Here is a 21,105-nt window from a genome sequence, read left to right as displayed (position 1 = left end):
AAAGCATTGCAGTGCACATAGCGGTGTCTGCAATGCTTTAAACAAAGAGGGGCGGTGACTACAAATGGCCAAAACAACTTATTTGCTGGAAATGAATCATATTGTTAAACAGTTTCCAGGTGTTAAAGCATTAGATGATGCCAACTTAAAGCTTTTACCAGGAACGGTACATGCATTAATGGGGGAAAATGGTGCTGGAAAGTCTACACTTATGAAATGTCTATTTGGGATTTATTTAGAAGACGCGGGTGAAATCTTCCTAAAGGGTGAAAAGATTCACTTCACCAATCCGAAACAGGCACTTGAGCATGGTGTTTCCATGGTACATCAAGAATTAAATCAAGTAAGTCAAACCCGTGTTATGGATAATATATGGCTTGGAAGATTTCCAGGAAACTCATTATGGGTAGATGAAAAAGAAATGTATCAACAAACAAAAGCAATATTTGATAAATTAGGTATTGATGTAGATCCAAGAGAAAAGGTGGGACACCTTTCTGTATCTCAATGTCAAATGATAGAAATTGCAAAAGCAGTTTCATATGATGCCCAAATTATTGTAATGGATGAGCCCACTTCATCTCTTACAGAAAAAGAAGTTGAGCACTTGTTCCGTATTATTAATCAATTACGTGATCAAGGCTGTGGCATTATTTATATTTCTCATAAAATGGAAGAAATTCTTAGAATTTGTGACGAGGTAACGATTATGCGTGATGGGAAATGGATTGCAACCCATGAGGCTAAAGATTTGACAACGGATAAAATTATTAATTTAATGGTTGGACGTGATTTAACACACAGGTTCCCACCTAAAACCAATAAACCAGGTGAAACTATTTTAGAAGTCAATCATTTAACTGCCTTTTATAAACCGACTGTAGAAGACGCTTCTTTTAAACTTCGCAAAGGTGAAATATTAGGTATTGCAGGGCTTATGGGTTCTAAACGTACAGAGCTTCTTGAAACCATCTTTGGTATTCGCCATAAAGAAGACGGCGAAATTATTCTTCATGGTAAAACGATTGAAAATAAGAGTGCAAAAGAATCGATTAAAAATGGCTTTGCACTTTTAACAGAAGAGCGCAGAAAAACAGGTATTTTTGATGTGTTAGATATTAAGTTTAATGCAATGATTGCGAATCTACCAAGATATACAAATAAACTTGGGGTAACAAACGATCAAAAGATTAAAGAAGATACGGATTGGGTTATTGAAAGTATGAAGGTAAAAACACCTTCACAAAAAGAGAAGATTCGTTCTTTATCTGGTGGTAACCAGCAAAAGGTTATTCTAGGAAGATGGCTACTGACTGAACCAGAAATCTTAATGTTGGATGAACCTACACGTGGGATTGACGTAGGTGCTAAATATGAAATTTATCAACTTATTATAGATCTAGCCAATAAAGATAAAGGCATTATTATGATTTCATCAGAAATGCCCGAACTGCTAGGTATTACAGATCGTATTTTAGTCATGAGTAATGGGCGTGTTGCAGGGATTGTGGAGACCAAGGATACGAATCAAGAAGAAATCCTAAGACTTGCAGCAAAATACTTATAAAGGGGGAGCATTATGAATGAAACAAGTGTGAAAAAGTGGAATAAAAGTACCGTAGCGGACTTTTTGATTAATAATGCCATTTATGTTGTACTTTTACTTTTAGTTATCGTTATTATTTGTATGGATAGTAGTTTCTTATCTGTACAAAACTTTAAATTTATTATTACACAAGCTTCAACACGTGTAATCTTGGCGCTAGGGGTAGCAGGACTTTTAGTACTTGCTGGAACTGACCTTTCTGTTGGTCGTATGGTTGGGTTATCTGCTGTAATCAGTGCCTCACTACTTCAAGCACCAGATTACGCAAGAAGAATCTTCCCAGATATGCCTCAATTACCCGTATTTGCACCGATTTTACTTGCTATCCTTTGTACAGCTATTGCATCTACTATTAGTGGCTATGTTATTGCAAAATTCAAGGTAACTGCTTTTATTGTAACCTTAAGTATGCAGCTTATCATCTATGGTGTAGCATCTCTTTACTATGATTATACAGGTGGATCACCTATCGCCAACTTAGATGAACGTTTTAAATACTTTGCACAAGGTAGCTTACGACTTGGACCTGTTGAAATACCGTTCCTTGTTATCTATGCAGCTATTACAGTTGCTATTGTTTGGTTCATTTGGAATAAAACAAGACTTGGTAAAAACATGTTTGCAGTAGGTGGTAACGAAGAAGCGGCAACTGTATCTGGTGTTAATGTTATTCGTACCATTGTACTTGTATCTATGCTTGCTGGTATTCTTTATGGATTTGCAGGTTCACTTGAAGTTGCAAGAACAGGGAGTGCAACCAATAACATTGGTAATGGTTATGAACTTGATGCCATTGCTGCCTGTGTAGTAGGTGGGGTATCATTCAATGGTGGTGTTGGATCGATTGCGGGGGTAGTAAGTGGTGTACTCATGTTCCAAGTTATCAACTATGGACTCAACTACGTAGACGTTAGCCCATATATCCAGTACATTATTAAAGGTCTTATTATTGTTATTGCAGTAGCTATTGATACAAGAAAATATATTAAGAAAAAATAAAAAGAAGGGACTGTTTTAAAACAGTCCCTTCTTTTTTAAGCTTTTTCATAGCTACGACATGCATCAATGATTGAAAGAAATGGAGCAATCTCTTTAAAGCTTACATTTAACTTAGATAAATAGAGATCGGCAAGGTCTTTTTGCTGACTTTTGCTATCAGAGTCACTAGATGAACCCCTAGGAACATTGGCGTAGGCTAGTAAATAATAGGTTCTTGCAATATCATATTGCCAAGGCCCATGGCATACATTCATGAAGTCAATCAAGGTGGTTTTATGATTGCTCCCCACTAAGATATTACCTGGATGATAGTCACCATGACACAGAGTGTCGCCGTCTGGTAGGTGCCTAATTTCATTAATCAGCCTACTTTTTTGTATGTCCTGATCAGGAATAGATTGAATAAGAAATGTTTTATAGGATAGGACATTTTGGGTATGATGTTTCAGAATTTTTTTATGTACATGGGTTAAAGTATGAACTAGGAAATGAAGGTCTGCTGTTTCAAAGAAATACTCAAGAAGTGTTTTACCATACACTTTCTCGTAAATAATACCACTACGATGGTCATATTGAATGATTTCATGACATTTAGGGACATGAAGACCTAAACTTTTCATAAGCTTTGCATTGGTATATTCCCGGTTAATGGCTTCTAAGGGGTATCCTTCAAAAAATAGTTTACAGACCTTTTTGTTACCGTAGTCGAAGACTTCTGCTGTATTTCCTACAGCAATAGGCTTTACCTTAATCATTTTGCATCCTCCTAAGAGCAATAATCATTGATGTGTTCCTCTTATCTTATGAGGAGAAGTAGACCAGTTAGTACAATACCTATACACATTAAGATAAATTGTGCAATTGCATAGTTTTTTAATGTCCTATTTGTAGAAGATGAAGTTAAAATCCAAATTAAAACAATAATATTAATAATAGGAATACCAAGCGCAATTGAAATACCAATCCAAGCACCTATAGAGACATCATCATTGTAATGCTCATATTGGAGTGAGTGGCCAAGAGGAGACATATTATTTGTATTATAGCCTGTAAATTCAGTGGAATTGATCTTTACCTCTTCTCCTGGAAGGACATTTTTTAAGTCTTCTAGACACTGCAAGCAATAGATAGCATCTTCGTCATTTTGATAGCCACATTTAGGGCATACTTTTATCATAAACCATTCTCCTAACTATACAAAACTGAAATTTCTATTAATATGAATATTGTATCAAACATTTCAATCAAAAGATATCATTAAATGATTAGCCACTTGCTAAAAAGTCTTGTATAATGGAGTGAATAACATGGGTAAAAAATTTTAGGAGTAAGACATGAATTTATATGATCAATTATTACAGCTACAAGTGATAGAACATGCCTTTAGTGAATGGCAAACTTATCGTTCACAAATAACTAAGTTTATTATAGAGCATACCAAGCCAGGACAAAGCCTGGCTATTTGTGGTGCAGGAAGATGCAACGATTTGGATTTAGTTTTACTTAAAGAGCATTTTCAGCATATTACATTGCTAGATAAGGATGAAAACAGTATGCTAGAGGCCAAAAAACAATATGGTTTAGAAACTGAATCTTATGTAGATACTTTAAAAATAGATTTTGTTGGTATATCCGATACCACGTACCGACAGTATGCAGATACATTGATTGCAGAAGCAAAAAAGTATGGAAAAGCTACCAATGTCCATCATCTAGCAGAAGTTGTTCTTAAACTTTTGCTTCAATTAGAACCACAGTTAGCAAATCTAAGTAGTCCATTAGAAACTGGGCAATATGATGTGGTTGTTGCCGTAGGTGTCCATAGTCAACTTTTAAATATGCTGGAATGGATTTGGGGGATTATACTTGAAACCCTTGAGCTAGATGAACCTCTGGTTCGTAAAAAAATTGGTGAGATGAACACATTGGCTGTTGAAAAGCTCAATGACTTGCTTTTTGCAATGACAAAATCATGCTTAATTATAGGTATTGAACAAAAGCGTGTAGATCGGGTAGGCAGTATACAAGGTGCCATGCAATGTATGCAAGATATTCAGCATTATCAAGAAGCAGGTGTATTAGAACTGGTACAAGATATAGTCTTAGAATGGCCATTTGACCTAAGTACTCAGAAGGTATATGAAATGGGCATTCAGATCTTGAAAAAAGTCTAAATCCTAGTATATCCTTGCATATATTGTCGAAATGGTTATAATTAAAAGTATTGCAGATAACACGAGACAAAGGAGTCATTATGAATACATTATATGAACTTTTTAAAATTGATCAGGATGTGCAAACATTTTGTGAAGCCACAAAAAGTGAGATTGCACCTGTTTTAGAAGGTATTGATGCACGTATGCATCAAAATGGAGCAAAAGTTTTAGCAGCAATGCAAAAAAATAGATTAAGTGATGTACACTTTGCAGCAACAACAGGTTATGGGTATAACGATTTAGGCCGTGAAGTTGTAGAAAGTATTTATGCAGATATCTTTAAAACAGAGTCTGGACTTGTAAGACCACAACTTATGTCAGGCACACATGCTTTAACGGTTGCTTTATTTGGTAACTTACGTCCAGGAGATGAGCTGTTATCACCTGTGGGCAAACCTTATGATACGCTTGAAGGCGTTATTGGCATTCGTGAAACAAATGGAAGTCTTGCTGAATATGGCATTACATACAAACAAGTAGACTTAAAAGAAGATTTCTCTTTTGATTATGATGCTATTCGTGAAGCCATTACACCAAAAACTAAGATGGTAACCATCCAACGTTCAAAAGGTTATAGCTATCGTCCAACTTTCTCTGTTGAGCAAATTGGAGAGCTTATTGCCTTTATTAAAGGGATTCGTGAAGACATTATTTGTATGGTTGATAACTGTTATGGTGAATTTGTAGATACTATCGAACCAACAGAAGTAGGTGCAGACCTTTGTGTAGGTTCCCTAATCAAAAATCCAGGCGGTGGGCTTGCACCAATCGGTGGCTACATTGTAGGGAAAGAGCAATACGTTGAAAATGCTGCAATGCGTCTTACAGCACCTGGACTTGGTAAGGAAGTTGGGGCTACACTTGGCCTTAATCAACCTGTACTCCAAGGTCTTTTTATGGCACCACAAGTGGTATCAAGTGCTTTAAAGGGTGCTGTTTTTGCAGCGGCACTTTATGAAAAATTAGGTTTTGAAGTGATGCCAACTTCAACTGAAAGACGTAATGATATTATTCAAGCCATTAACATGCGTACACCAGAAAATGTTATTACTTTCTGTCAAGGAATCCAAAAGGGTGCGCCAGTAGATAGCTACGTTGTACCAGAACCATGGGATATGCCAGGATATGATGCCCCTGTTATTATGGCTGCAGGTGCTTTCGTTCAAGGTGCATCTATTGAACTGAGTGCAGATGCACCGATTAAGCCACCTTATACAGTATTCTTCCAAGGAGGCCTTACAGATTATCATGCTTATTTAGGGATTATGATGTCTGTACAAGCTATGAAAGATAAAGGGCTTATTACACTTTAATGAGATCACCCGATTTAGTCTAAATTGCTAAATCGGGTGATTTTTGTTAATATTCTATTAAATAGAGTTTCAAAATACATTAAATACGTTAAACTAGAAGAACATGCTAAAAAATGAGAATAGGGACAAGGGTAAAGCTACTATAATAAGGGTGAAATGGAGTTTAAGCTGTGGAGAGATGTTCATGAGATATCAAGGTTGTAAAACATTCGTAGGAATAGTGATGTTAGCAATAGGATTAAGCGGTTGTAAATCACAGGTTATACAAGAGGTGGATAGACAACCTAAAGGGGAACAAAACGTAATGGAAGTAGCAGAACCTATAGAGGAAATAGCTATAACTGATAAAGTAGAAGCATCCCATCAAGTACGTATAGCTGACTATTTAGAAGAAAAGTGCAAACAAGTTTTTGCTAATTATTATGAGTTATTAACCTTTGATATCATTAACTATGTAGAGCATGAAGACAATGGGCAGACAGAAGCTAACTTTTGGTATCAAATACTCTACAAAAATTATGACAAAGATCCCGATACAGTAGGCTATATAAAAGAAGCAAAAGCTAGAGGTGACAAGTACTATCAACAACTCTATGATGAGTACTTAGCAACAAAAGAAATGAACTTTGAGTTCAAAGCTGTCATAGATCAAGCGGGTAATATTATATTATATACAGATATTGATCCTACAGAGCAGGAAGAATGGGAGCAAGTTGAAATACGAAATTTTATCTTAAGTGATTGAGAAAGGATATACAAAAGATGATTAAAAAAGCGACGATGAACGAGAGCTACACCGTAGCTGTATTGGCACAATGCTTATGGCCACATCATAGTGTAGAAGATCTACAAGAAGAAATGGGTACCTACATAAGTTCTCCTACAGCAAGTCTATTTCTCTATTTTGAAGAAGATGTAGCTGTTGGCTTTGCTCAGTGTCAATTACGACACGACTATGTTGAAGGGACAAGTACAAGCCCTGTGGGTTATTTAGAAGGTCTATTTATTAAAGAAGAAGCAAGAAGAAAAGGCTATGCTAAAGCACTTTTAGCAAGTTGTGAGAAATGGGCTGCAGAAAAAGGATGTAGTGAATTTGCAAGTGACTGTGAACTAGAAAATGAGGAAAGTCTTAAATTTCATGTAAAACTAGGGTTTATTGAAGCAAATAGAATTATTTGTTTTAATAAAAATCTTTCTTAGATGTCCTATAAAATACATACCTGCTTGTCCTTTAGCCGAATAGGATGATGAGACTTATGGCGACGCTTTTAATTTTTCACAGTTAAAGAGAAAGATTGTTTAAAGAAAAATGAGATATAGAGGTAAAGTACTATGATACGTATGATAGAAGATCCCGTACAAAAAGAGCAAATAACAAGACAAGTATTAGCCGATTTAACCGAGTGGTTTGGGTTACCAGAAAGTATAGAAGAATATGTACAGTATAGCAAAGAGCTACCCTTTTGGGCTGATATTGAAGACCAGGATATGAAAGGATTTATTGTACTAAAAGAAACAAGTCCACATACTGTAGAACTCTATGTTATGGGAATATTAAAAGCCTTTCATAGACAACAAATAGGTAAGAATTTATTTGATGTGTGCTATAACTATGCTAAGCAACAAGGCTATTCCTATATGCAGGTTAAAACAGTTAAAGAGGGCTGTTATGATGTATATGACCAAACAGCTCGTTTTTATAAGCATCTTGGTTTTAAGGAATTTGAATGTTTTCCAACTCTTTGGGATGAATGGAATCCTTGTCAAGTTTATGTTTTAGCTATTCATTAATCATTAATTTTTTTAATGATAGTATTAAAAATTATTATTTTTCTTTTACCATCCCTTACGCTATACTTAACATCATTAAGAGATACATTTAGATGTATTTAAAATACATATGTTAAAAATATAACGAAGGAGTAGTAGGAATATGATGATTGAAACATCTTATAAAGAAGCATTATGCAATGCAGGAATGAGAGAAGTTTTACCAAAAGGGGTAAGCCTTTCGAAAATTGATGATAACAGAGATTATATTTACTACCTCCAAGAAGGTTTGTGTGCATTAGTACGTAAGAGTAAGACAGGAGAAGAGATTATTTATAACTATCTTCAAGAGGACTCATTATTAGGCGTTATTTGCTATGGATTAGGTGAAGACAGATATTCTAAGAATGAGGAAACTTACTTTGTGACGAAAACAACGTGCGTGGTTTATAAAATTCCTCATAAAGTGATTAATGAACTTGTTGACCAAGACCCCAAAGTAGGATTTATGATTGCAAGAGCAATGTCTAAACACTATTCAGATGTGCTTTACCATTTTCAAAGTGCAAACCATGAACATACGAATATCAGAGTATGTAAAATGCTCCTCCAATTAGCAAAGCTAGAACAAGGTGAATATGTATTAGACAAATACTTTAGATATAATGAAATAGCAAAATACTTAGGGGTTCATATGGTGACCATTGCACGTATTATGCAAGAACTTAAAAGCCAAAATATTATACAGAAAAAAGGGCAACAAATTGTCTATAAAGATAAGAACAAACTCAAAGAAATGATTGATCATTATAGTGAATACGGGCATCAAGTCTATGCCTAAGAGGCGTATCTTATTATAACTGAAGAAGATGAAGAAAAGTGAAATTCTTCAAGACCTGTAAAAATCATTATCTGATAAGAAATAATAAGCTCTCTCTCCTTAGCACCAAAGGAGAGAGAGCTTATTAAGTAAGGTGACACTTATATGTAAAATGTCCAAAGATTTTTAGTTTCTTTCATAAATACGTCTATGTCCCAAGTCATTTCACTTCGTACTTTACTGTCAGAATCATTGACAATAATTTTGTTGTCCTCAGTAATACCTGTAAGGAGTATGAAGTGACCACTTGTGGTAAAGGTTCCTGGTCCCATAGAGGCAATAATGGGTTGCCCCTCCCTTAGAAGCGATAGGATCTTAGATTCACTAAGAGGAACCTCTTTGCTATTTAGACCAAATGCCTGAGCACCTTTTGACATCAATGCCCAACTGGTACCTACATTATTGACATAGTAGCCATTTTGAACACTAAAATCTGCTACCATTTTAGGATTTACATCCGTATTTCCTGTAAGGCCTACAATAGCCATTGCTAAAGTAGTCGGTCCACATCCATTAATCGCCATATAGTTATCACCATATTGATCATATCCCCATCTTTCATCCCACTGTATAAAGAGAGGAAAGGTGCTTTTTGTATAATTTTTTAGTGTTAGATCCTTCTTTGGTAAATCTTTCTTTTCTAAATAATTATAAACAAATGTTCTTGTTTCCGGTTTCGTTAATGCCAGTTCTACTAGTGCACTAGGATACAGAGTCTCATTGGCTAATATATGATCCATCTTAATATCCTTTTTTACATTTTGAGCGACTACAGGTTGCCTTGCTAATTGATTTTGTATAAAACCAAAGGATATAAGGGTTATAATACCTGCAGTCAATAATGTTCTAAGTACATTCTTCTTTAATTTTCTCTTTCTACGTCTCTTCATTTTCATCCCTCATCGCTGTTTGTCATGTCATCAAGTCTATTGTAGTATAAGCTTATTTTAGAAAATAAATCTTACAGAAGGGTGAATTTATTTCTTGCGATTTTGTAAGATTTATTTGTAAAAATATCCATTTGGGATATAATAGTTAGGATAAGACATCTAAAGAGGAGGCAACTTATGATTAATAAAATCGGTAAAATAACAATATATGTAGAAAATCAAGCAGAAGCAAAGCAATTTTGGTGTGAAAAACTAGGTTTTGTAGTCGCTTTTGAACAACCAATGGGACCTCATATGACTTGGTTAGAAGTAGCACCTAAAAAAGGTTGCGAGACAACTTTTGTACTTTATGAAAAAGGGTTAATGTTAGCTCAAAATAAAGAAGCCAATGTACTTCATCCAAATGTCATTTTAAGTACTCAAAATATTGAAAAAAGCTATGAAGAGATGAAAGCAAAGGGTGTAGAAGTAGGCGATTTAATGAAGATGCCTTATGGAAGTATGTTTAGCTTTAAAGACCAAGACAATAATTCATACTTATTAAGAGAAGATCAATAATAAAAATACCCTTGATTTGGTTCAAGGGTATTTCTTTATATTTGAAAGTATTTTATAATTTGATTATAGTTTATATAAAGGGGTGAGCTCTTTTGAGACATCAACGAGATAACAACTCAGTACAGTGTATGTAATCTGTTAGCAGATTGTACTGAGATGAAAATGAAATGTGCTAGCAGTCATAACTGTACAAATTCCGATTAATTCAAAACTAAAGGAGTACAGATATGATGTATTTAAAAGAAATTGTTAAGAAAAATAAAGTATGGATAGGAATCTATATTGTAGTAGGGATTGTATTAGCCTTTTTGACTAATTTAAGTGCCAATTACTATCAGCAACTGATTGACCATTTTACAGCAGGTACTTTGACATTTAGGTTTATTATCATCTATGGGAGTGTTTTGCTCCTCATTTGTATAGGAAATTACCTTGATGAATATCCTGGTAGAAAATTAGAAAATGGCATCTATTTAGATTTAAAGGTACAGGCCTTAAAAAAGGTGAGTTGTATTGATTATCAAACCTATCAATCACTAGGGACAGGGGAACTTTTACAAAAGATTGAAAGTGGTTCTGGTGCAGGTAAGCGAATCTTATTTGATTTTTATTTTGAAATGGCAAGGAAGCTACTACCTTCTATAGGTTTTAGTATGTTATTTATTTGGAGATTAAACACTTCTATTGCTTATGCTGTATTAGCAGGTTATATTCTTGTATTTGTGATTACTAATATACTGCTGCGTTCTTTATATCACTTAAAAGAAAAAATATTGAATAATGAAGAGCAAATGACCCATTTCCTAACACGTGGTTTTATGGAAATGGTAACCTTTAGACTACATAGAAAGTTTAAAGCTGAAATCGCTCATGCAAATCATGCAAAGACACAAATTGTGGATTCAAAAATTAAAATGAGTTTAATTCATGAAGCATTTTTTACGTTATTTGCATTATTGGTTACCTTAATCAAAATAGGGATTATTCTTTATGCTTGGTTCACCAAAAGCCTTACCATTGGAGCAGTTATTGCCCTTATTACTTTGGTTGACCATGCCTATACCCCTATAGCCATTTTTAATGTACTGTTTGTACAATATAAATTGGACCAATCGGCTTTTAAAAGATATACACATTTTCTAGATGCAAAAGAAGATAAACAATTACAGATAGGTGAGCCCCTACAAAGCTTACAAGGAGCATTCAATATTTGCCAGATAGATTTTGCATACAGTAAGCAAATGATTTTTAAGAACTTATCGCTCGCCATTCAAGCAGGGGAAAAAATAGCCTTTGTCGGGGGAAGTGGCTCTGGTAAATCCACCTTAGTGAAGTTATTGATTGGCTTGCTCAAGCCTACTTGTGGTGAAATTCAAATAGATGGTCAAGCATTAGGCAAGATATGCTTGGAGGACTATTATAAGCAGATCCTTTATATCCCACAGGAAAGTCCTATATTTGATGGGACACTCAGAGAAAATCTAATCTTTGATAAGCAAATTGCTGATGAGGAGATTGTAGCTGTCTTAAAACATGTATGCCTTGAAGAGTGGTTTACTAAGTTAAGCCATGGGTTAGAAACGAAATTAGGTGAAAGGGGAATCACTCTATCTGGTGGCGAAAGGCAGCGCTTAGCACTGGCACGTATTTGGTTCCAAGACTCAAAGGTTATTATTTTAGATGAAGCAACTTCAGCAATGGATAATCTAACAGAAGAACATGTTATGAAGGCAGTACTTGAAGTGGCGGCACCTTGTACCGTAATAACCATTGCACACCGATTAAATGCCATTAAAGACTTTGATCGTATTTTAGCCTTTCATATGGGTACTGTAGTAGGTGAAGGGCACTTTAATGAGCTCTTAGCAGATAATGATTATTTTAAAGAACTCTATCATGTAGGGAGTTTAGAGGAATAGATAGAAAGGGAGCCAATTTGACTCAGGTGAGTCTATAATTGGCTCTTTACTTATAAGTTTATTAATAGTGAACATAATTTTTACCGGGGCATTGATTATACAGTATATTAAAAGAGAGCACAAGGTAAGGAGAGGTGAAATGGAACCGATGATTTTAGAAAGAGTATATATCCGTCGATTTCGAAAAGAGGATTGGAAAGACCTTTATGACTATTTATCAGATCCTGAGGTTGTAAAGTTTGAACCATATGATATCTTCTTTGAAGAAGAAGCAAAAGAAGAGGCGTCAAAAAGAGCTCAGCATAAGAGTTTTTATGCTGTATGTTTAAAAGAAAACGATAAGTTAATAGGTAATCTCTATTTAGACCAAAGTGCGTTTGATACGTGGGAGCTTGGATATGTTTTTAATCGAAAGTATCAAGGACAAGGGTATGCCATAGAAAGTACCCGTGCCCTGGTTGATTATGCTTTTACAGAACTTGGCGCCAGAAGAATCATTGCTATGTGCAATCCGGATAACCATGCTTCATGGAAGCTTTTAGAAAAGTTACATATGAGACGAGAGGGACACTTGAAACAAAACATCTATTTTAAGCAAGATGCCATGGGTAACCCTCTATGGCTTGATACGTATCTCTATGGCATTTTAAAATCTGAGTGGAGAAACTAAATTTAGAACAGATAAAGGTGACAAAATGATTTATTTAGAAAGTTTTAAATTTCCAAATGATGACAAAGAATTTGATTTTATTATATTAATTAAAAGAAAGTGCTATGATACCTTCTATCCCTTTAAAATCTTATCTAAGCATCATTTTGAACGGATAGATTTTGAACCTATAACCATTCTTTATGGTGGTAATGGCTCAGGTAAATCAACGGCATTAAACGTTATCGCTGAAAAGCTACGCATTTCACGAGAATCTTTATACAATCGATCTAATTTCTATCAAGACTATTTAGACTTGTGTGATTTAGAAATTGCCCAAGAGATTCCTAGTAGAAGTAAGATTATCACAAGCGATGATGTTTTTGACTATATGCTTAATATTCGTACCCTTAATGAGGGCATTGATGAGAAACGAGAGGACTTATTCAAAGAGTATTTAGATTTTAAGCATACGAACTTTAAGTTTCGTTCTCTAGAAGATTATGATGAACTCAAAAAAGTCAATGAATCCCGTAGCAAGACCCAATCTAAATATGTGCGCACCAATCTTATGAATAACATTCGTGAGTATTCCAATGGTGAAAGTGCTTATAAATATTTTTTAGAAAAGATTGAAGAAGGTGGGCTTTATATTCTAGATGAGCCTGAAAACAGTCTATCTCCTCAAAGACAACTTGAGTTAGTAAAGTTCATTGAAGAATCTGCTAGATATTTTGATTGTCAGTTTATTATTTCAACTCATTCCCCTTTTTTATTGGCGATACAAGGGGCAAAAATCTATGATTTAGATGCAGACCCTGTAACCATAAAAAAATGGACAGAACTTGAAAATGTTCAAACCTATTATCAGTTTTTTAAAAGACATCAAGGAGCATTTGAAGATGATGATTGATCCTATTAACTTAAAAAAGTCAGATACTGTTGTTGTATTTGTTCATGGTATTATTGAAGGTCCCAACCAATTTGAAGATTTTATAGAAAAAGCAAAGGATAAAGTAGATACCGTTAATCTTTTGTTGCCTGGGCATGGTGCAACAGGTAAGGACTTTGCTAAAAGTAGCTTAAAACAATGGAAGCAGCATGTATTTAAGACTGTAGAAGGCTTAGAAGAAAACTATAAACATATTATTTTAGTGGGGCATTCTATGGGGACGTTGTTAGCGATAGAATGTGCGATGCACTATCCTCAATCCATTAAAGCACTTTTTTTACTGGCTATTCCCTTATGTATCAGACTAAAGTATCAGGGCATGATCAATAGTTTAAAAGTAGCACTCGACTTGGTTAAAGCTGAAGATACACTAGCTGTGGCAGCTAAAAAGGCATGTAGCATAGAGCGTCAACCGTTACTTTATTATGTTACATGGTTGCCAAGATATGTGGAGCTCTTTCATATAGCTTATACAACAAGACAGTTAGTGAGTCAGTTAAAGTTGCCTATTTTTATCTTCCAATCTGAGCAGGATGAATTTGTAAGTATGAGGTCGTTAAAGTATTTTAAGGGCATGAAAAATGTTCAAATAGCTACACTTAAGGAGTCTGGACATTTTTATTATGTAGAAGAAGAGCGAACAGATATCTTAAAGCATTTTCAGGCTTTATTAGATAAAGAGAGGGATGAAAATAAATATGAGAACAGAACAAGAAATGTTTGATTTGATTATAGGGATTGCAAAACAAGATCCACGTATTCATGCCGTCTATATGAATGGTTCTAGGACTAATTCCAATGTTCCCAAAGATATTTTTCAAGACTATGATATTATCTATGTGGTCTCAGAAACAAAACCATTTTATGAGGATGAAACTTGGATTGACCATTTTAGTGAAAGACTCTATATGCAAATGCCAGAAAAAAGTGATGTGCTTCGTGGAGAGGATTGTAACTTAGAAGATACATATGGTTGGCTTATTCAATTTGCAGATGGCAACCGATTAGATTTACATGTCTCCCGAGTAGCGTATGCTAAAAAAGATCTCTTAGCAGATACACTCTGTATGATTCTATTAGATAAACAGTCTGTCTTACCTATGATACCTCCGTCAACAGATGAAAATTATCATGTACAAAGACCAACACTTTATGAATTTCTAGGGGTGTGTAATGAGTTTTGGTGGTGCCTAAATAATGTGGCCAAAGGGCTTTGGCGTGAAGAAATCCCCTATGTTATGGATATGGTGAATGCATGTATTAGACCTCAGCTCGTGAGTCTTCTTTCTTGGAAGATAGGGCTTGATACAAACTTTTCATGTAGTGTTGGGAAATCTGCAAAATATATGGATCGTTATCTTGATCAAGAAACCTATAATCGCTTTTTAGCAACGTATGCTCCTGCAGATTTAGAACAGATGTGGCAAGCCACCTTTATCATGTGCAAACTTTTTGATGAAGTTGCAAAGGAAGTGGCTGATAGACTTGGCTATCGTTATAATCAAGCCGAAGCAGATGCCAGTTATAAGCATTTAGAACATGTTCACCAATTACCCAAAGATGCAACTCACATTTACTAGATTATATATGCAAAACAAGCCAACCTAAATCTACCTTCCCCCTGATGAAACAGAGGTAGAACTTAGGCTGGCTTGTTTTGTTGTGGCAAAGGATAAATAGCATTGTTTAATAAACCGAATCACATGGGTCTACATTAAAAGGATATCCCTTCATAAGGTTCCTTAGGTGAAAGCGCTATCAATATAGTTATCACCACCAGTTGTTAGGTTGGTCGATCCGATTAAGATAAAGTAATGTGTATCAGAAGGTTAAACAGGCTATTTGAAGTAAAAGCGATAATACCCCACTCTATGAAGTTGCCACCACTTTATAGAGGAGGACCTAAAAATAAGTTCATCCACTCTTAGTAGGGGGAAGACTAAAAGTTTCAAAAGCTATTCTTAGTGGTACAGTTAAAGGATTTATCTAGAATAACCTTTTAGGCTGTACTTTTATATTGGGCGTCGAATGAAGCTTATAGCATAGTTATACCGAAAGTGAAAACAAATGTATAGAGTGAAATTTTCACAAAATTAAAATGATCAAAAACAAGATAAATAAATTGTTTTCAAAGCTTTTTCTTTAGAAATCAGAAATGCAAATATCTATAAATTCGTTGCAAACTATACCGTTTAGCTAAAAGGAAAATTGCTTATTGGGCAAGTTAAACAAATAACACGCTAAAGGGATAGGTGATACATTTGGTTAGTTTTTCTTAATCTATCTTTTCGGTAAAGAAAAACTAATTCAAAAATGTAATTATTTGAAAAAAATATAAAATTTAGTTTAAAATAATAGTGATATAAGTTACCATGAGTAGACTTGCATCCATAGAATGAGGTGAGAAGTATGAAAACAATCGATGATATTACAAACTATATTTTTTTAGAGCATCCATTAGAAAAGGCTGACATTATTTTCATTCCAGGAGGTTCCTATGCTGAGTTAGGTGAGCAAGCTGCTAGACTTTGGTGTAACGGATATGCACCATTCATTTTACCTTCTGGTAAATACAGTCCTTCTCGTGGCTACTTTCCGGGCCCACTATCTAAGGCCAATGAATATAACAAAAGCTATACAACCGAATGGGCATTCTTCCAGGATGTTTTACTTCAAAACGGTGTAAGTGAGATAGCTATTCTAAGAGAAGACTTGGCAGAATATACCTATCAGAATGCCTTTAAATCTAAAGAAGTGACGGATGCCTTAGGATTACAAATCAACAAAGCCATATTATGTTGCAAAAGCTTCCATGCCAGACGTTGTTATACTTATTATCAATGGGCTTATCCCCATACAACCTTTATCATTTGTCCTGTAGACATCCAAGGTATTCGTAAAGACACATGGTTTCAGACCGAAGTCGGTATAGATAAAGTATTAGGAGAATTAGCAAGATGTGGTTCTCAGTTTAAAACATGCATTATGCAGTCGATATGCAATGAAAATAAAGGTTAAGGTTTATGTTTTAATTATTGAAAAATTATAAATAATAATTGAAGTAATAGTTTACAACAATAAAATATTATACTAATATAGAACATATGTTTGATTTTAAAATTGTATGAACTTGAGGAGTATAGTATGAGAACGGATATTATTGATACATTACAAAAAGAGATAAAGACAAGATGTACAAGCCCCAATAACTTCTTTGGTAGCGATAGTTATGGTCATGTTCAAGCTGTTGTAAAAAATGCCAAGCTATTGGCAGATGCCTATGGGGCAGATCTTGAGATCGTCATCATCAGTGCATGGCTACATGATATTGCTTCCGTCACAAGTTATGACTTGTATAAAGACCACCATATTCATGGCGCACGTATTGCCAAAGAACTTTTAGAACCCATGCATTACCCTGCAGAAAGCATTGAACGTGTTCAAAAGTGTATACTGAACCATCGTGGAAGTGAACTCAAAAGTAAAAGTACTATAGAAGAAATTTGTGTTGCAGACGCAGATGCTATTTCGCATTTTGATAATCTTCCTTCATTATTGTATTTTGTATATACAAAGAAAAAACTTTCTTATGAAGACGGTGTTGTCTTTGTACGTAACAAACTAGAACGTAGTTATCATAAACTTTCAGTACAAAGCAAAATAATTTACCAAGAAAAGTATACTCAAGTAATGAGTCTTTTAAATGAATAATATATTTAAATAACTTTAAAAGGAGAAAATAGATATGGTACATTTAGTATATTGTGATAACACAGGGAAAAAAGGAGAACACGTTCTCGATCAAATTTTAGCAGGTACAAAAACGATGGTCGTACGAGGTGCTGCTGGAAGAAAGATTCCCCATAGCAGAGTATTTGAAGGAGAACATCTCTATTTTATGGAGAAAGGCACAACAACCATCTCTACAATGGCAACCGTAAAAAGTGTTCAAAATTATGTGAAGCTTACAGAGGATGAGATTACAAAAATACTTGAAGCGCATCAAACTAAGCTTAATTTATCAGACAAGCAAAAAGTACGTTGGCATAAAAAATGCCTCTGCTTAGTTGAATTTGAGCAGGTACAAAAAATAGAACCACTAGAATTTGAACATCAAGGGAATATGGATGACTGGCTAATTATTGAGAAAATAGAAGATGTACTTGTAGGGACAAGTATCCCTTACAATTATGAGAAGTCAAAGTTTTAGCTTTAAAAAATAACATTCATTATAATATTTTAACTTAGAAAGACGCTGAATGATTAAAAGTATGCATTCAGCTTTTTTAAGAGTGTTATCTGTAATGATTAAAGTATTAATATAAATGATAAGTAATAGAGATTTTTAAGAATACATAGAGTTATAAGCTTGTACAGGCTAAACTAATAATGGTATAATAAAATGGTAAAGAATACCGTGCAATGGGTGGCACGGGGGTTGTAGGTATATCCTCCTGTGAGGCTATGATATAGAGTCTATCTATGTCGAAAGCGGAGGGGGTGTTATGAATGGACTATGTACTACTAATGATAATTATAGTAATAGGTATTATTATCTATCCTAGACGAAATACCTTTTTCGATAAAATTAAGCTTAAGGCAAGCTTGAAAGGCTTTGAGTTTGAAATAAGTGCAAAAGAAAAGAGTGTTCCACCCTGTAAAAGAGAACACTCTAATCGCAATAAATAACTTGTGATTCTATTTATAGCCCCGAAAATAAAACCTCCAGGGAGCATCAGTGTTAGCCGCACTGGTGCTTTCTTTAATTGTATTATAACACAATCTATTAAAATTCAAACAATAAATTACTAAATTATAATTAAAACGTTAAAAAAAGTAGCTTAGATTCAAATATCAGGAAATACAGATAGAATAGATGGAGAATCTATTAACACCATAATACTTACGATCTGAATAGATATTATGAGTAAATTTTTCTTAATAAATAGCTTAAAAATATGTTAAATATAGCGTATATTATCCAATAAATGATATAATAGACATAAGATAGGGGGGAAGGAAATGGAACTATATACAAATAACCAAAAGAAAATCAATTCTTTGGTATCAAAAGCTGCTCAATTTATAATTATATGGTATGGCATTCAATTAATTTTCGTTAATTATCTTATAATGTCAGATATCATTTTTGATGTAGTATTTGCATCTTTAGGTGTGATCGTCACAATACTTACAATCAAAGGAAAACCTACTACCTGGAATAAGTGTGTAGCATTTTTTTCTTGGATAAGTACAGCAATTGGATACATAAGATTAATTTTAATACTGACTGGAAAGTAATCGACTCTTCTTGAGTCGATTTTTTATATTAGTACTTTAACTAATTGCACAGGCAAAGAGTAAATACAATAGGATTAACAGGGAATTAGCAAATAGAATTGCATGAACCTTATGCACAGTAATTGAAAATTCTGTAGTAGGAGGGAAGTAAAATGACAAGGAAAATACGATCTATAGTGATTGCATTACTTTTACTAATTGTAATACTATTCTTAGGATCACGATACAGTTGGAAGCTTTGTGGATTTCGTTATTGTATCGACCCGTCTACAGTATATGTTGAAAGTGTTATACCCGGAAAGGGATGCTATCAAATAAAAGGAAATGTTATGGATAGTATATCATCTTTTGTAGGCTATACGTATAAAATAGAGGAGCAAAATATTTATATTGGACTTAAGTATAATACCTTTTTAGGATTTTTTAAAAGAGATAGCGTCTTTGACATTAAGATTGACTGTGATACGTCTGGTGAAAAATATAACATATATATAGTAGACTGGAAAAACGAAAAGCTTATTTGGTAATTGAAGCAGCTAAAAGCAAACTATTATCAAAAGCTAGACTAAGTATTGAAACTCTTAGTATAAACTTACTAAGAGTTTTTTTATTGATATTACACCTACTTTTTCTTATTCTTTAACTTCTCCCTTAACATTTTACCTAACATATAAGATATCACTATCACAACAACTGTCAAACCAATAAAACATATCATAATATTACTATGACCACTTTCACGATATACATATGTTTCTATCACTTCACTTGTTTCATAATTTATACCATTCATTTCTATACGTCCTTATTTTCATTATTCTTTATATAGATTTTTAACGCTTTAATAAATAAGATTAGAGCGTATAGTCCAAGAATAGTGAAGGCTAGTATTATAGCTACGCTGAAAAACTGCATGAAAGTAAAAAATAAATCAAACATTATTAGTTGGTTAGAAGCAAAGGGATTAAAGATTCCAGCAGATAATCATAGACAAAATATAATAAGATTAGAAGAAGAGTTACTAAACATGAAATAAAAGAAAAAATTAAGGAGGAGGGGCATCTAGAAGTAGATGCTCTTTTTTATAAGATCCCAGTACAAGCTAGTAAGTTAGAAGAATTTATTTCAATGAAAGAGCTCGCAGAGTACACAAAGCAGATTGCAATATTTGAGCCCAGCAAACTGGAATTAAAACATGCACTAATGGCAGGCGAAAGAAAAGCTTTATCCCTTCAAGATGTCTATACCAAAGAGCAAGATAAGCAAGCTGGAACAGTAGCGAGTAATATGCTTCAAGGGATAGAGCAAAGCATAGAGTTAACTACACTAGGCAACACTTCATATGTTAGTAGGAAATTAGTAAATATTGAAGTCTCGGCAACTAAACAGTTGGGCTTATTTTTTATTGCAAGCGATAGTCATAGTTGGAATTCTGGACAATATGCGATAAATATAGATAAAAGCATTGTAAAAATATAGAAAGTTACATATACTAAGGCTGAGTAAAATAATCTTTTTATGAGGTGATAGTTATGAAAATGTATTTTCAAGGGCATATACAAGTAAATGAAAGTAATTTTTCTATAGAGATGCCATTAGAACAGTTTGAAGAGGAAACAGGAATCATTATAGATAAGGATGAAGAAGTTGATGACTTTACAGATAATGAAATTGCAGATTTTGTTATAAGTCAATTTGAAGAAGATAGATACAACATGGGAATTGAAGCAGATGATACTATTTACTATATTGGATTTGATATTTATCCTGAGGGGCATGAAGATTTAGTATCTAGTCATAGGGATTAAATATCCTAATATCCAGTATTCCTATGTTGGACAAGCTACTCTTCCAGTTATATTAATTGTGCTTAGTATATGATATACATTAGTAATTGAAGAGAAGGAAAAATTTATTCAGAATAAAATATAAGTATTATTAGCACTACTAACAGGGTTTATATTTTTTATGGATAAGTTTTTTAAATCATGCTGAGGCACCTAATCTTAAGAATAGGATTAGGTGCTTTTTTAGTAATATAAATCAAGAATT

General features: G+C 34.0%; 26 protein-coding genes. 22 read left to right on the top strand and 4 right to left on the bottom strand.

The annotated features are described in order from the left end of the window. The first annotated feature begins 64 nt into the window (after window positions 1–64). Together mglA and mglC are read left to right on the top strand one after the other, a co-directional pair. Window positions 65–1,567 carry a galactose/methyl galactoside ABC transporter ATP-binding protein MglA gene (gene mglA / locus PBV87_RS09645; protein WP_053983533.1) on the top strand — a complete coding sequence of 501 codons (1,503 nt, stop codon included), beginning with the start codon at window positions 65–67 and terminating at the stop codon, window positions 1,565–1,567. 12 nt (window positions 1,568–1,579) lie between these two features. Next, the gene (gene mglC, locus PBV87_RS09640) at window positions 1,580–2,605 is read left to right on the top strand and encodes a galactose/methyl galactoside ABC transporter permease MglC (RefSeq protein WP_053983532.1); all 1,026 of its coding nucleotides are present in this window, start codon (window positions 1,580–1,582) and stop codon (window positions 2,603–2,605) included. A 35-nt stretch (window positions 2,606–2,640) separates the two neighbouring features. On the opposite strand, the gene PBV87_RS09635 is transcribed toward mglC, so the two are convergent. Together PBV87_RS09635 and PBV87_RS09630 are read right to left on the bottom strand one after the other, a co-directional pair. Next, a complete protein-coding gene (locus PBV87_RS09635) occupies window positions 2,641–3,360 on the bottom strand; it encodes an aminoglycoside phosphotransferase family protein (protein ID WP_053983531.1) in 720 nt (239 codons plus the stop codon). A 41-nt stretch (window positions 3,361–3,401) separates the two neighbouring features. After that, window positions 3,402–3,782, bottom strand: coding sequence for a zinc ribbon domain-containing protein (locus PBV87_RS09630; protein ID WP_053983530.1), 381 nt, complete (start codon window positions 3,780–3,782; stop codon window positions 3,402–3,404). Between the two features lie 157 nt (window positions 3,783–3,939). On the opposite strand from PBV87_RS09630, the gene PBV87_RS09625 reads away from it, so the two are divergent. The 6 genes from PBV87_RS09625 to PBV87_RS09600 all read left to right on the top strand — a co-directional run bounded on the left by PBV87_RS09625 (window position 3,940) and on the right by PBV87_RS09600 (window position 8,745). Further along, window positions 3,940–4,779, top strand: coding sequence for a hypothetical protein (locus PBV87_RS09625; protein ID WP_053983529.1), 840 nt, complete (start codon window positions 3,940–3,942; stop codon window positions 4,777–4,779). A gap of 80 nt (window positions 4,780–4,859) precedes the next feature. Continuing rightward, complete coding sequence (locus PBV87_RS09620) at window positions 4,860–6,134, top strand: methionine gamma-lyase family protein (RefSeq protein WP_053983528.1); 1,275 nt, start codon at window positions 4,860–4,862, stop codon at window positions 6,132–6,134. A 184-nt stretch (window positions 6,135–6,318) separates the two neighbouring features. Continuing rightward, complete coding sequence (locus PBV87_RS09615; protein WP_053983527.1) at window positions 6,319–6,879, top strand: hypothetical protein; 561 nt, start codon at window positions 6,319–6,321, stop codon at window positions 6,877–6,879. A 17-nt stretch (window positions 6,880–6,896) separates the two neighbouring features. Next, entirely contained in the window at window positions 6,897–7,334 is a 438-nt protein-coding gene (aac(6'), locus tag PBV87_RS09610; protein WP_053983526.1) for an aminoglycoside 6'-N-acetyltransferase, read from the top strand. Between the two features lie 132 nt (window positions 7,335–7,466). Next, window positions 7,467–7,925, top strand: coding sequence for a GNAT family N-acetyltransferase (locus PBV87_RS09605; RefSeq protein ID WP_271012084.1), 459 nt, complete (start codon window positions 7,467–7,469; stop codon window positions 7,923–7,925). A gap of 142 nt (window positions 7,926–8,067) precedes the next feature. Then, entirely contained in the window at window positions 8,068–8,745 is a 678-nt protein-coding gene (locus PBV87_RS09600) for a Crp/Fnr family transcriptional regulator (protein ID WP_053983524.1), read from the top strand. Window positions 8,746–8,885: 140 nt separating this feature from the next. Here the strand turns inward: PBV87_RS09600 and PBV87_RS09595 are convergent, their stop codons facing one another. After that, complete coding sequence (locus PBV87_RS09595) at window positions 8,886–9,674, bottom strand: C39 family peptidase (RefSeq protein ID WP_271012083.1); 789 nt, start codon at window positions 9,672–9,674, stop codon at window positions 8,886–8,888. Between the two features lie 177 nt (window positions 9,675–9,851). On the opposite strand from PBV87_RS09595, the gene PBV87_RS09590 reads away from it, so the two are divergent. From PBV87_RS09590 to PBV87_RS09535, 12 genes are all read left to right on the top strand, one after another. After that, window positions 9,852–10,232 (top strand): VOC family protein, encoded by a 381-nt coding sequence (locus PBV87_RS09590; protein ID WP_271012082.1) that lies wholly within the window; start codon window positions 9,852–9,854, stop codon window positions 10,230–10,232. A gap of 227 nt (window positions 10,233–10,459) precedes the next feature. After that, window positions 10,460–12,151, top strand: coding sequence for an ABC transporter ATP-binding protein (locus tag PBV87_RS09585; protein WP_271012081.1), 1,692 nt, complete (start codon window positions 10,460–10,462; stop codon window positions 12,149–12,151). 139 nt (window positions 12,152–12,290) lie between these two features. Next, the gene (locus PBV87_RS09580; protein WP_271012080.1) at window positions 12,291–12,821 is read left to right on the top strand and encodes a GNAT family N-acetyltransferase; all 531 of its coding nucleotides are present in this window, start codon (window positions 12,291–12,293) and stop codon (window positions 12,819–12,821) included. Between the two features lie 25 nt (window positions 12,822–12,846). After that, entirely contained in the window at window positions 12,847–13,713 is an 867-nt protein-coding gene (locus PBV87_RS09575; RefSeq protein ID WP_271012079.1) for an AAA family ATPase, read from the top strand. Further along, window positions 13,703–14,476 (top strand): alpha/beta hydrolase, encoded by a 774-nt coding sequence (locus tag PBV87_RS09570; RefSeq protein WP_271012078.1) that lies wholly within the window; start codon window positions 13,703–13,705, stop codon window positions 14,474–14,476. Before PBV87_RS09575 ends, PBV87_RS09570 begins: the two co-directional genes overlap by 11 nt. Beyond that, the gene (locus tag PBV87_RS09565) at window positions 14,451–15,332 is read left to right on the top strand and encodes an aminoglycoside 6-adenylyltransferase (RefSeq protein ID WP_271012077.1); all 882 of its coding nucleotides are present in this window, start codon (window positions 14,451–14,453) and stop codon (window positions 15,330–15,332) included. The genes PBV87_RS09570 and PBV87_RS09565 overlap by 26 nt, the downstream gene beginning before the upstream one ends. A gap of 829 nt (window positions 15,333–16,161) precedes the next feature. Beyond that, window positions 16,162–16,770 (top strand): YdcF family protein, encoded by a 609-nt coding sequence (locus PBV87_RS09560; RefSeq protein ID WP_271012076.1) that lies wholly within the window; start codon window positions 16,162–16,164, stop codon window positions 16,768–16,770. 126 nt (window positions 16,771–16,896) lie between these two features. After that, entirely contained in the window at window positions 16,897–17,463 is a 567-nt protein-coding gene (locus PBV87_RS09555; RefSeq protein ID WP_053983512.1) for an HD domain-containing protein, read from the top strand. A 34-nt stretch (window positions 17,464–17,497) separates the two neighbouring features. Beyond that, the gene (locus PBV87_RS09550; protein WP_271012075.1) at window positions 17,498–17,962 is read left to right on the top strand and encodes a hypothetical protein; all 465 of its coding nucleotides are present in this window, start codon (window positions 17,498–17,500) and stop codon (window positions 17,960–17,962) included. Between the two features lie 299 nt (window positions 17,963–18,261). Beyond that, a complete protein-coding gene (locus tag PBV87_RS09545) occupies window positions 18,262–18,441 on the top strand; it encodes a hypothetical protein (protein WP_053983510.1) in 180 nt (59 codons plus the stop codon). A gap of 333 nt (window positions 18,442–18,774) precedes the next feature. Next, the gene (locus tag PBV87_RS09540) at window positions 18,775–19,053 is read left to right on the top strand and encodes a hypothetical protein (protein ID WP_271012074.1); all 279 of its coding nucleotides are present in this window, start codon (window positions 18,775–18,777) and stop codon (window positions 19,051–19,053) included. Window positions 19,054–19,205: 152 nt separating this feature from the next. After that, entirely contained in the window at window positions 19,206–19,580 is a 375-nt protein-coding gene (locus PBV87_RS09535) for a hypothetical protein (protein ID WP_271012073.1), read from the top strand. A 95-nt stretch (window positions 19,581–19,675) separates the two neighbouring features. On the opposite strand, the gene PBV87_RS09530 is transcribed toward PBV87_RS09535, so the two are convergent. Continuing rightward, a complete protein-coding gene (locus PBV87_RS09530) occupies window positions 19,676–19,846 on the bottom strand; it encodes a hypothetical protein (RefSeq protein WP_271012072.1) in 171 nt (56 codons plus the stop codon). A 335-nt stretch (window positions 19,847–20,181) separates the two neighbouring features. On the opposite strand from PBV87_RS09530, the gene PBV87_RS09525 reads away from it, so the two are divergent. After that, window positions 20,182–20,532: a hypothetical protein gene (locus PBV87_RS09525; RefSeq protein ID WP_271012071.1), complete on the top strand. Its 351-nt coding sequence runs from the start codon at window positions 20,182–20,184 to the stop codon at window positions 20,530–20,532. A gap of 53 nt (window positions 20,533–20,585) precedes the next feature. Then, the gene (locus PBV87_RS09520; protein ID WP_053983503.1) at window positions 20,586–20,861 is read left to right on the top strand and encodes a hypothetical protein; all 276 of its coding nucleotides are present in this window, start codon (window positions 20,586–20,588) and stop codon (window positions 20,859–20,861) included. The last annotated feature ends 244 nt before the right edge of the window (window positions 20,862–21,105 follow it).

Origin of the sequence: Holtiella tumoricola (genome assembly GCF_027857615.1) — a bacterium.
Lineage (GTDB): Bacteria > Bacillota > Clostridia > Lachnospirales > Cellulosilyticaceae > Holtiella > Holtiella tumoricola.
Note: the sequence above shows the minus strand (reverse complement) of the source record. Positions and strands in the feature narration are given on the sequence as shown.

What these genes read in the sequence shown, in the direction of transcription:
- PBV87_RS09630 (WP_053983530.1), bottom strand. Translation starts at nt 3,782, where the DNA reads ATGATAAAAGTATGCCCTAAATGTGGCTATCAAAATGACGAAGATGCT.
- PBV87_RS09550 (WP_271012075.1), top strand. Translation starts at nt 17,498, where the DNA reads ATGGTACATTTAGTATATTGTGATAACACAGGGAAAAAAGGAGAACAC.
- PBV87_RS09590 (WP_271012082.1), top strand. Translation starts at nt 9,852, where the DNA reads ATGATTAATAAAATCGGTAAAATAACAATATATGTAGAAAATCAAGCA.
- PBV87_RS09595 (WP_271012083.1), bottom strand. Translation starts at nt 9,674, where the DNA reads ATGAAGAGACGTAGAAAGAGAAAATTAAAGAAGAATGTACTTAGAACA.
- PBV87_RS09520 (WP_053983503.1), top strand. Translation starts at nt 20,586, where the DNA reads ATGAAAATGTATTTTCAAGGGCATATACAAGTAAATGAAAGTAATTTT.
- PBV87_RS09560 (WP_271012076.1), top strand. Translation starts at nt 16,162, where the DNA reads ATGAAAACAATCGATGATATTACAAACTATATTTTTTTAGAGCATCCA.
- PBV87_RS09530 (WP_271012072.1), bottom strand. Translation starts at nt 19,846, where the DNA reads ATGAATGGTATAAATTATGAAACAAGTGAAGTGATAGAAACATATGTA.
- PBV87_RS09635 (WP_053983531.1), bottom strand. Translation starts at nt 3,360, where the DNA reads ATGATTAAGGTAAAGCCTATTGCTGTAGGAAATACAGCAGAAGTCTTC.
- PBV87_RS09570 (WP_271012078.1), top strand. Translation starts at nt 13,703, where the DNA reads ATGATGATTGATCCTATTAACTTAAAAAAGTCAGATACTGTTGTTGTA.
- mglC (WP_053983532.1), top strand. Translation starts at nt 1,580, where the DNA reads ATGAATGAAACAAGTGTGAAAAAGTGGAATAAAAGTACCGTAGCGGAC.
- PBV87_RS09545 (WP_053983510.1), top strand. Translation starts at nt 18,262, where the DNA reads ATGGACTATGTACTACTAATGATAATTATAGTAATAGGTATTATTATC.
- PBV87_RS09605 (WP_271012084.1), top strand. Translation starts at nt 7,467, where the DNA reads ATGATACGTATGATAGAAGATCCCGTACAAAAAGAGCAAATAACAAGA.
- PBV87_RS09585 (WP_271012081.1), top strand. Translation starts at nt 10,460, where the DNA reads ATGATGTATTTAAAAGAAATTGTTAAGAAAAATAAAGTATGGATAGGA.
- mglA (WP_053983533.1), top strand. Translation starts at nt 65, where the DNA reads ATGGCCAAAACAACTTATTTGCTGGAAATGAATCATATTGTTAAACAG.
- PBV87_RS09555 (WP_053983512.1), top strand. Translation starts at nt 16,897, where the DNA reads ATGAGAACGGATATTATTGATACATTACAAAAAGAGATAAAGACAAGA.
- PBV87_RS09535 (WP_271012073.1), top strand. Translation starts at nt 19,206, where the DNA reads ATGACAAGGAAAATACGATCTATAGTGATTGCATTACTTTTACTAATT.
- PBV87_RS09540 (WP_271012074.1), top strand. Translation starts at nt 18,775, where the DNA reads ATGGAACTATATACAAATAACCAAAAGAAAATCAATTCTTTGGTATCA.
- PBV87_RS09565 (WP_271012077.1), top strand. Translation starts at nt 14,451, where the DNA reads ATGAGAACAGAACAAGAAATGTTTGATTTGATTATAGGGATTGCAAAA.
- PBV87_RS09580 (WP_271012080.1), top strand. Translation starts at nt 12,291, where the DNA reads ATGGAACCGATGATTTTAGAAAGAGTATATATCCGTCGATTTCGAAAA.
- PBV87_RS09625 (WP_053983529.1), top strand. Translation starts at nt 3,940, where the DNA reads ATGAATTTATATGATCAATTATTACAGCTACAAGTGATAGAACATGCC.
- PBV87_RS09620 (WP_053983528.1), top strand. Translation starts at nt 4,860, where the DNA reads ATGAATACATTATATGAACTTTTTAAAATTGATCAGGATGTGCAAACA.
- PBV87_RS09600 (WP_053983524.1), top strand. Translation starts at nt 8,068, where the DNA reads ATGATGATTGAAACATCTTATAAAGAAGCATTATGCAATGCAGGAATG.
- PBV87_RS09575 (WP_271012079.1), top strand. Translation starts at nt 12,847, where the DNA reads ATGATTTATTTAGAAAGTTTTAAATTTCCAAATGATGACAAAGAATTT.
- PBV87_RS09615 (WP_053983527.1), top strand. Translation starts at nt 6,319, where the DNA reads ATGAGATATCAAGGTTGTAAAACATTCGTAGGAATAGTGATGTTAGCA.
- PBV87_RS09525 (WP_271012071.1), top strand. Translation starts at nt 20,182, where the DNA reads ATGAAAGAGCTCGCAGAGTACACAAAGCAGATTGCAATATTTGAGCCC.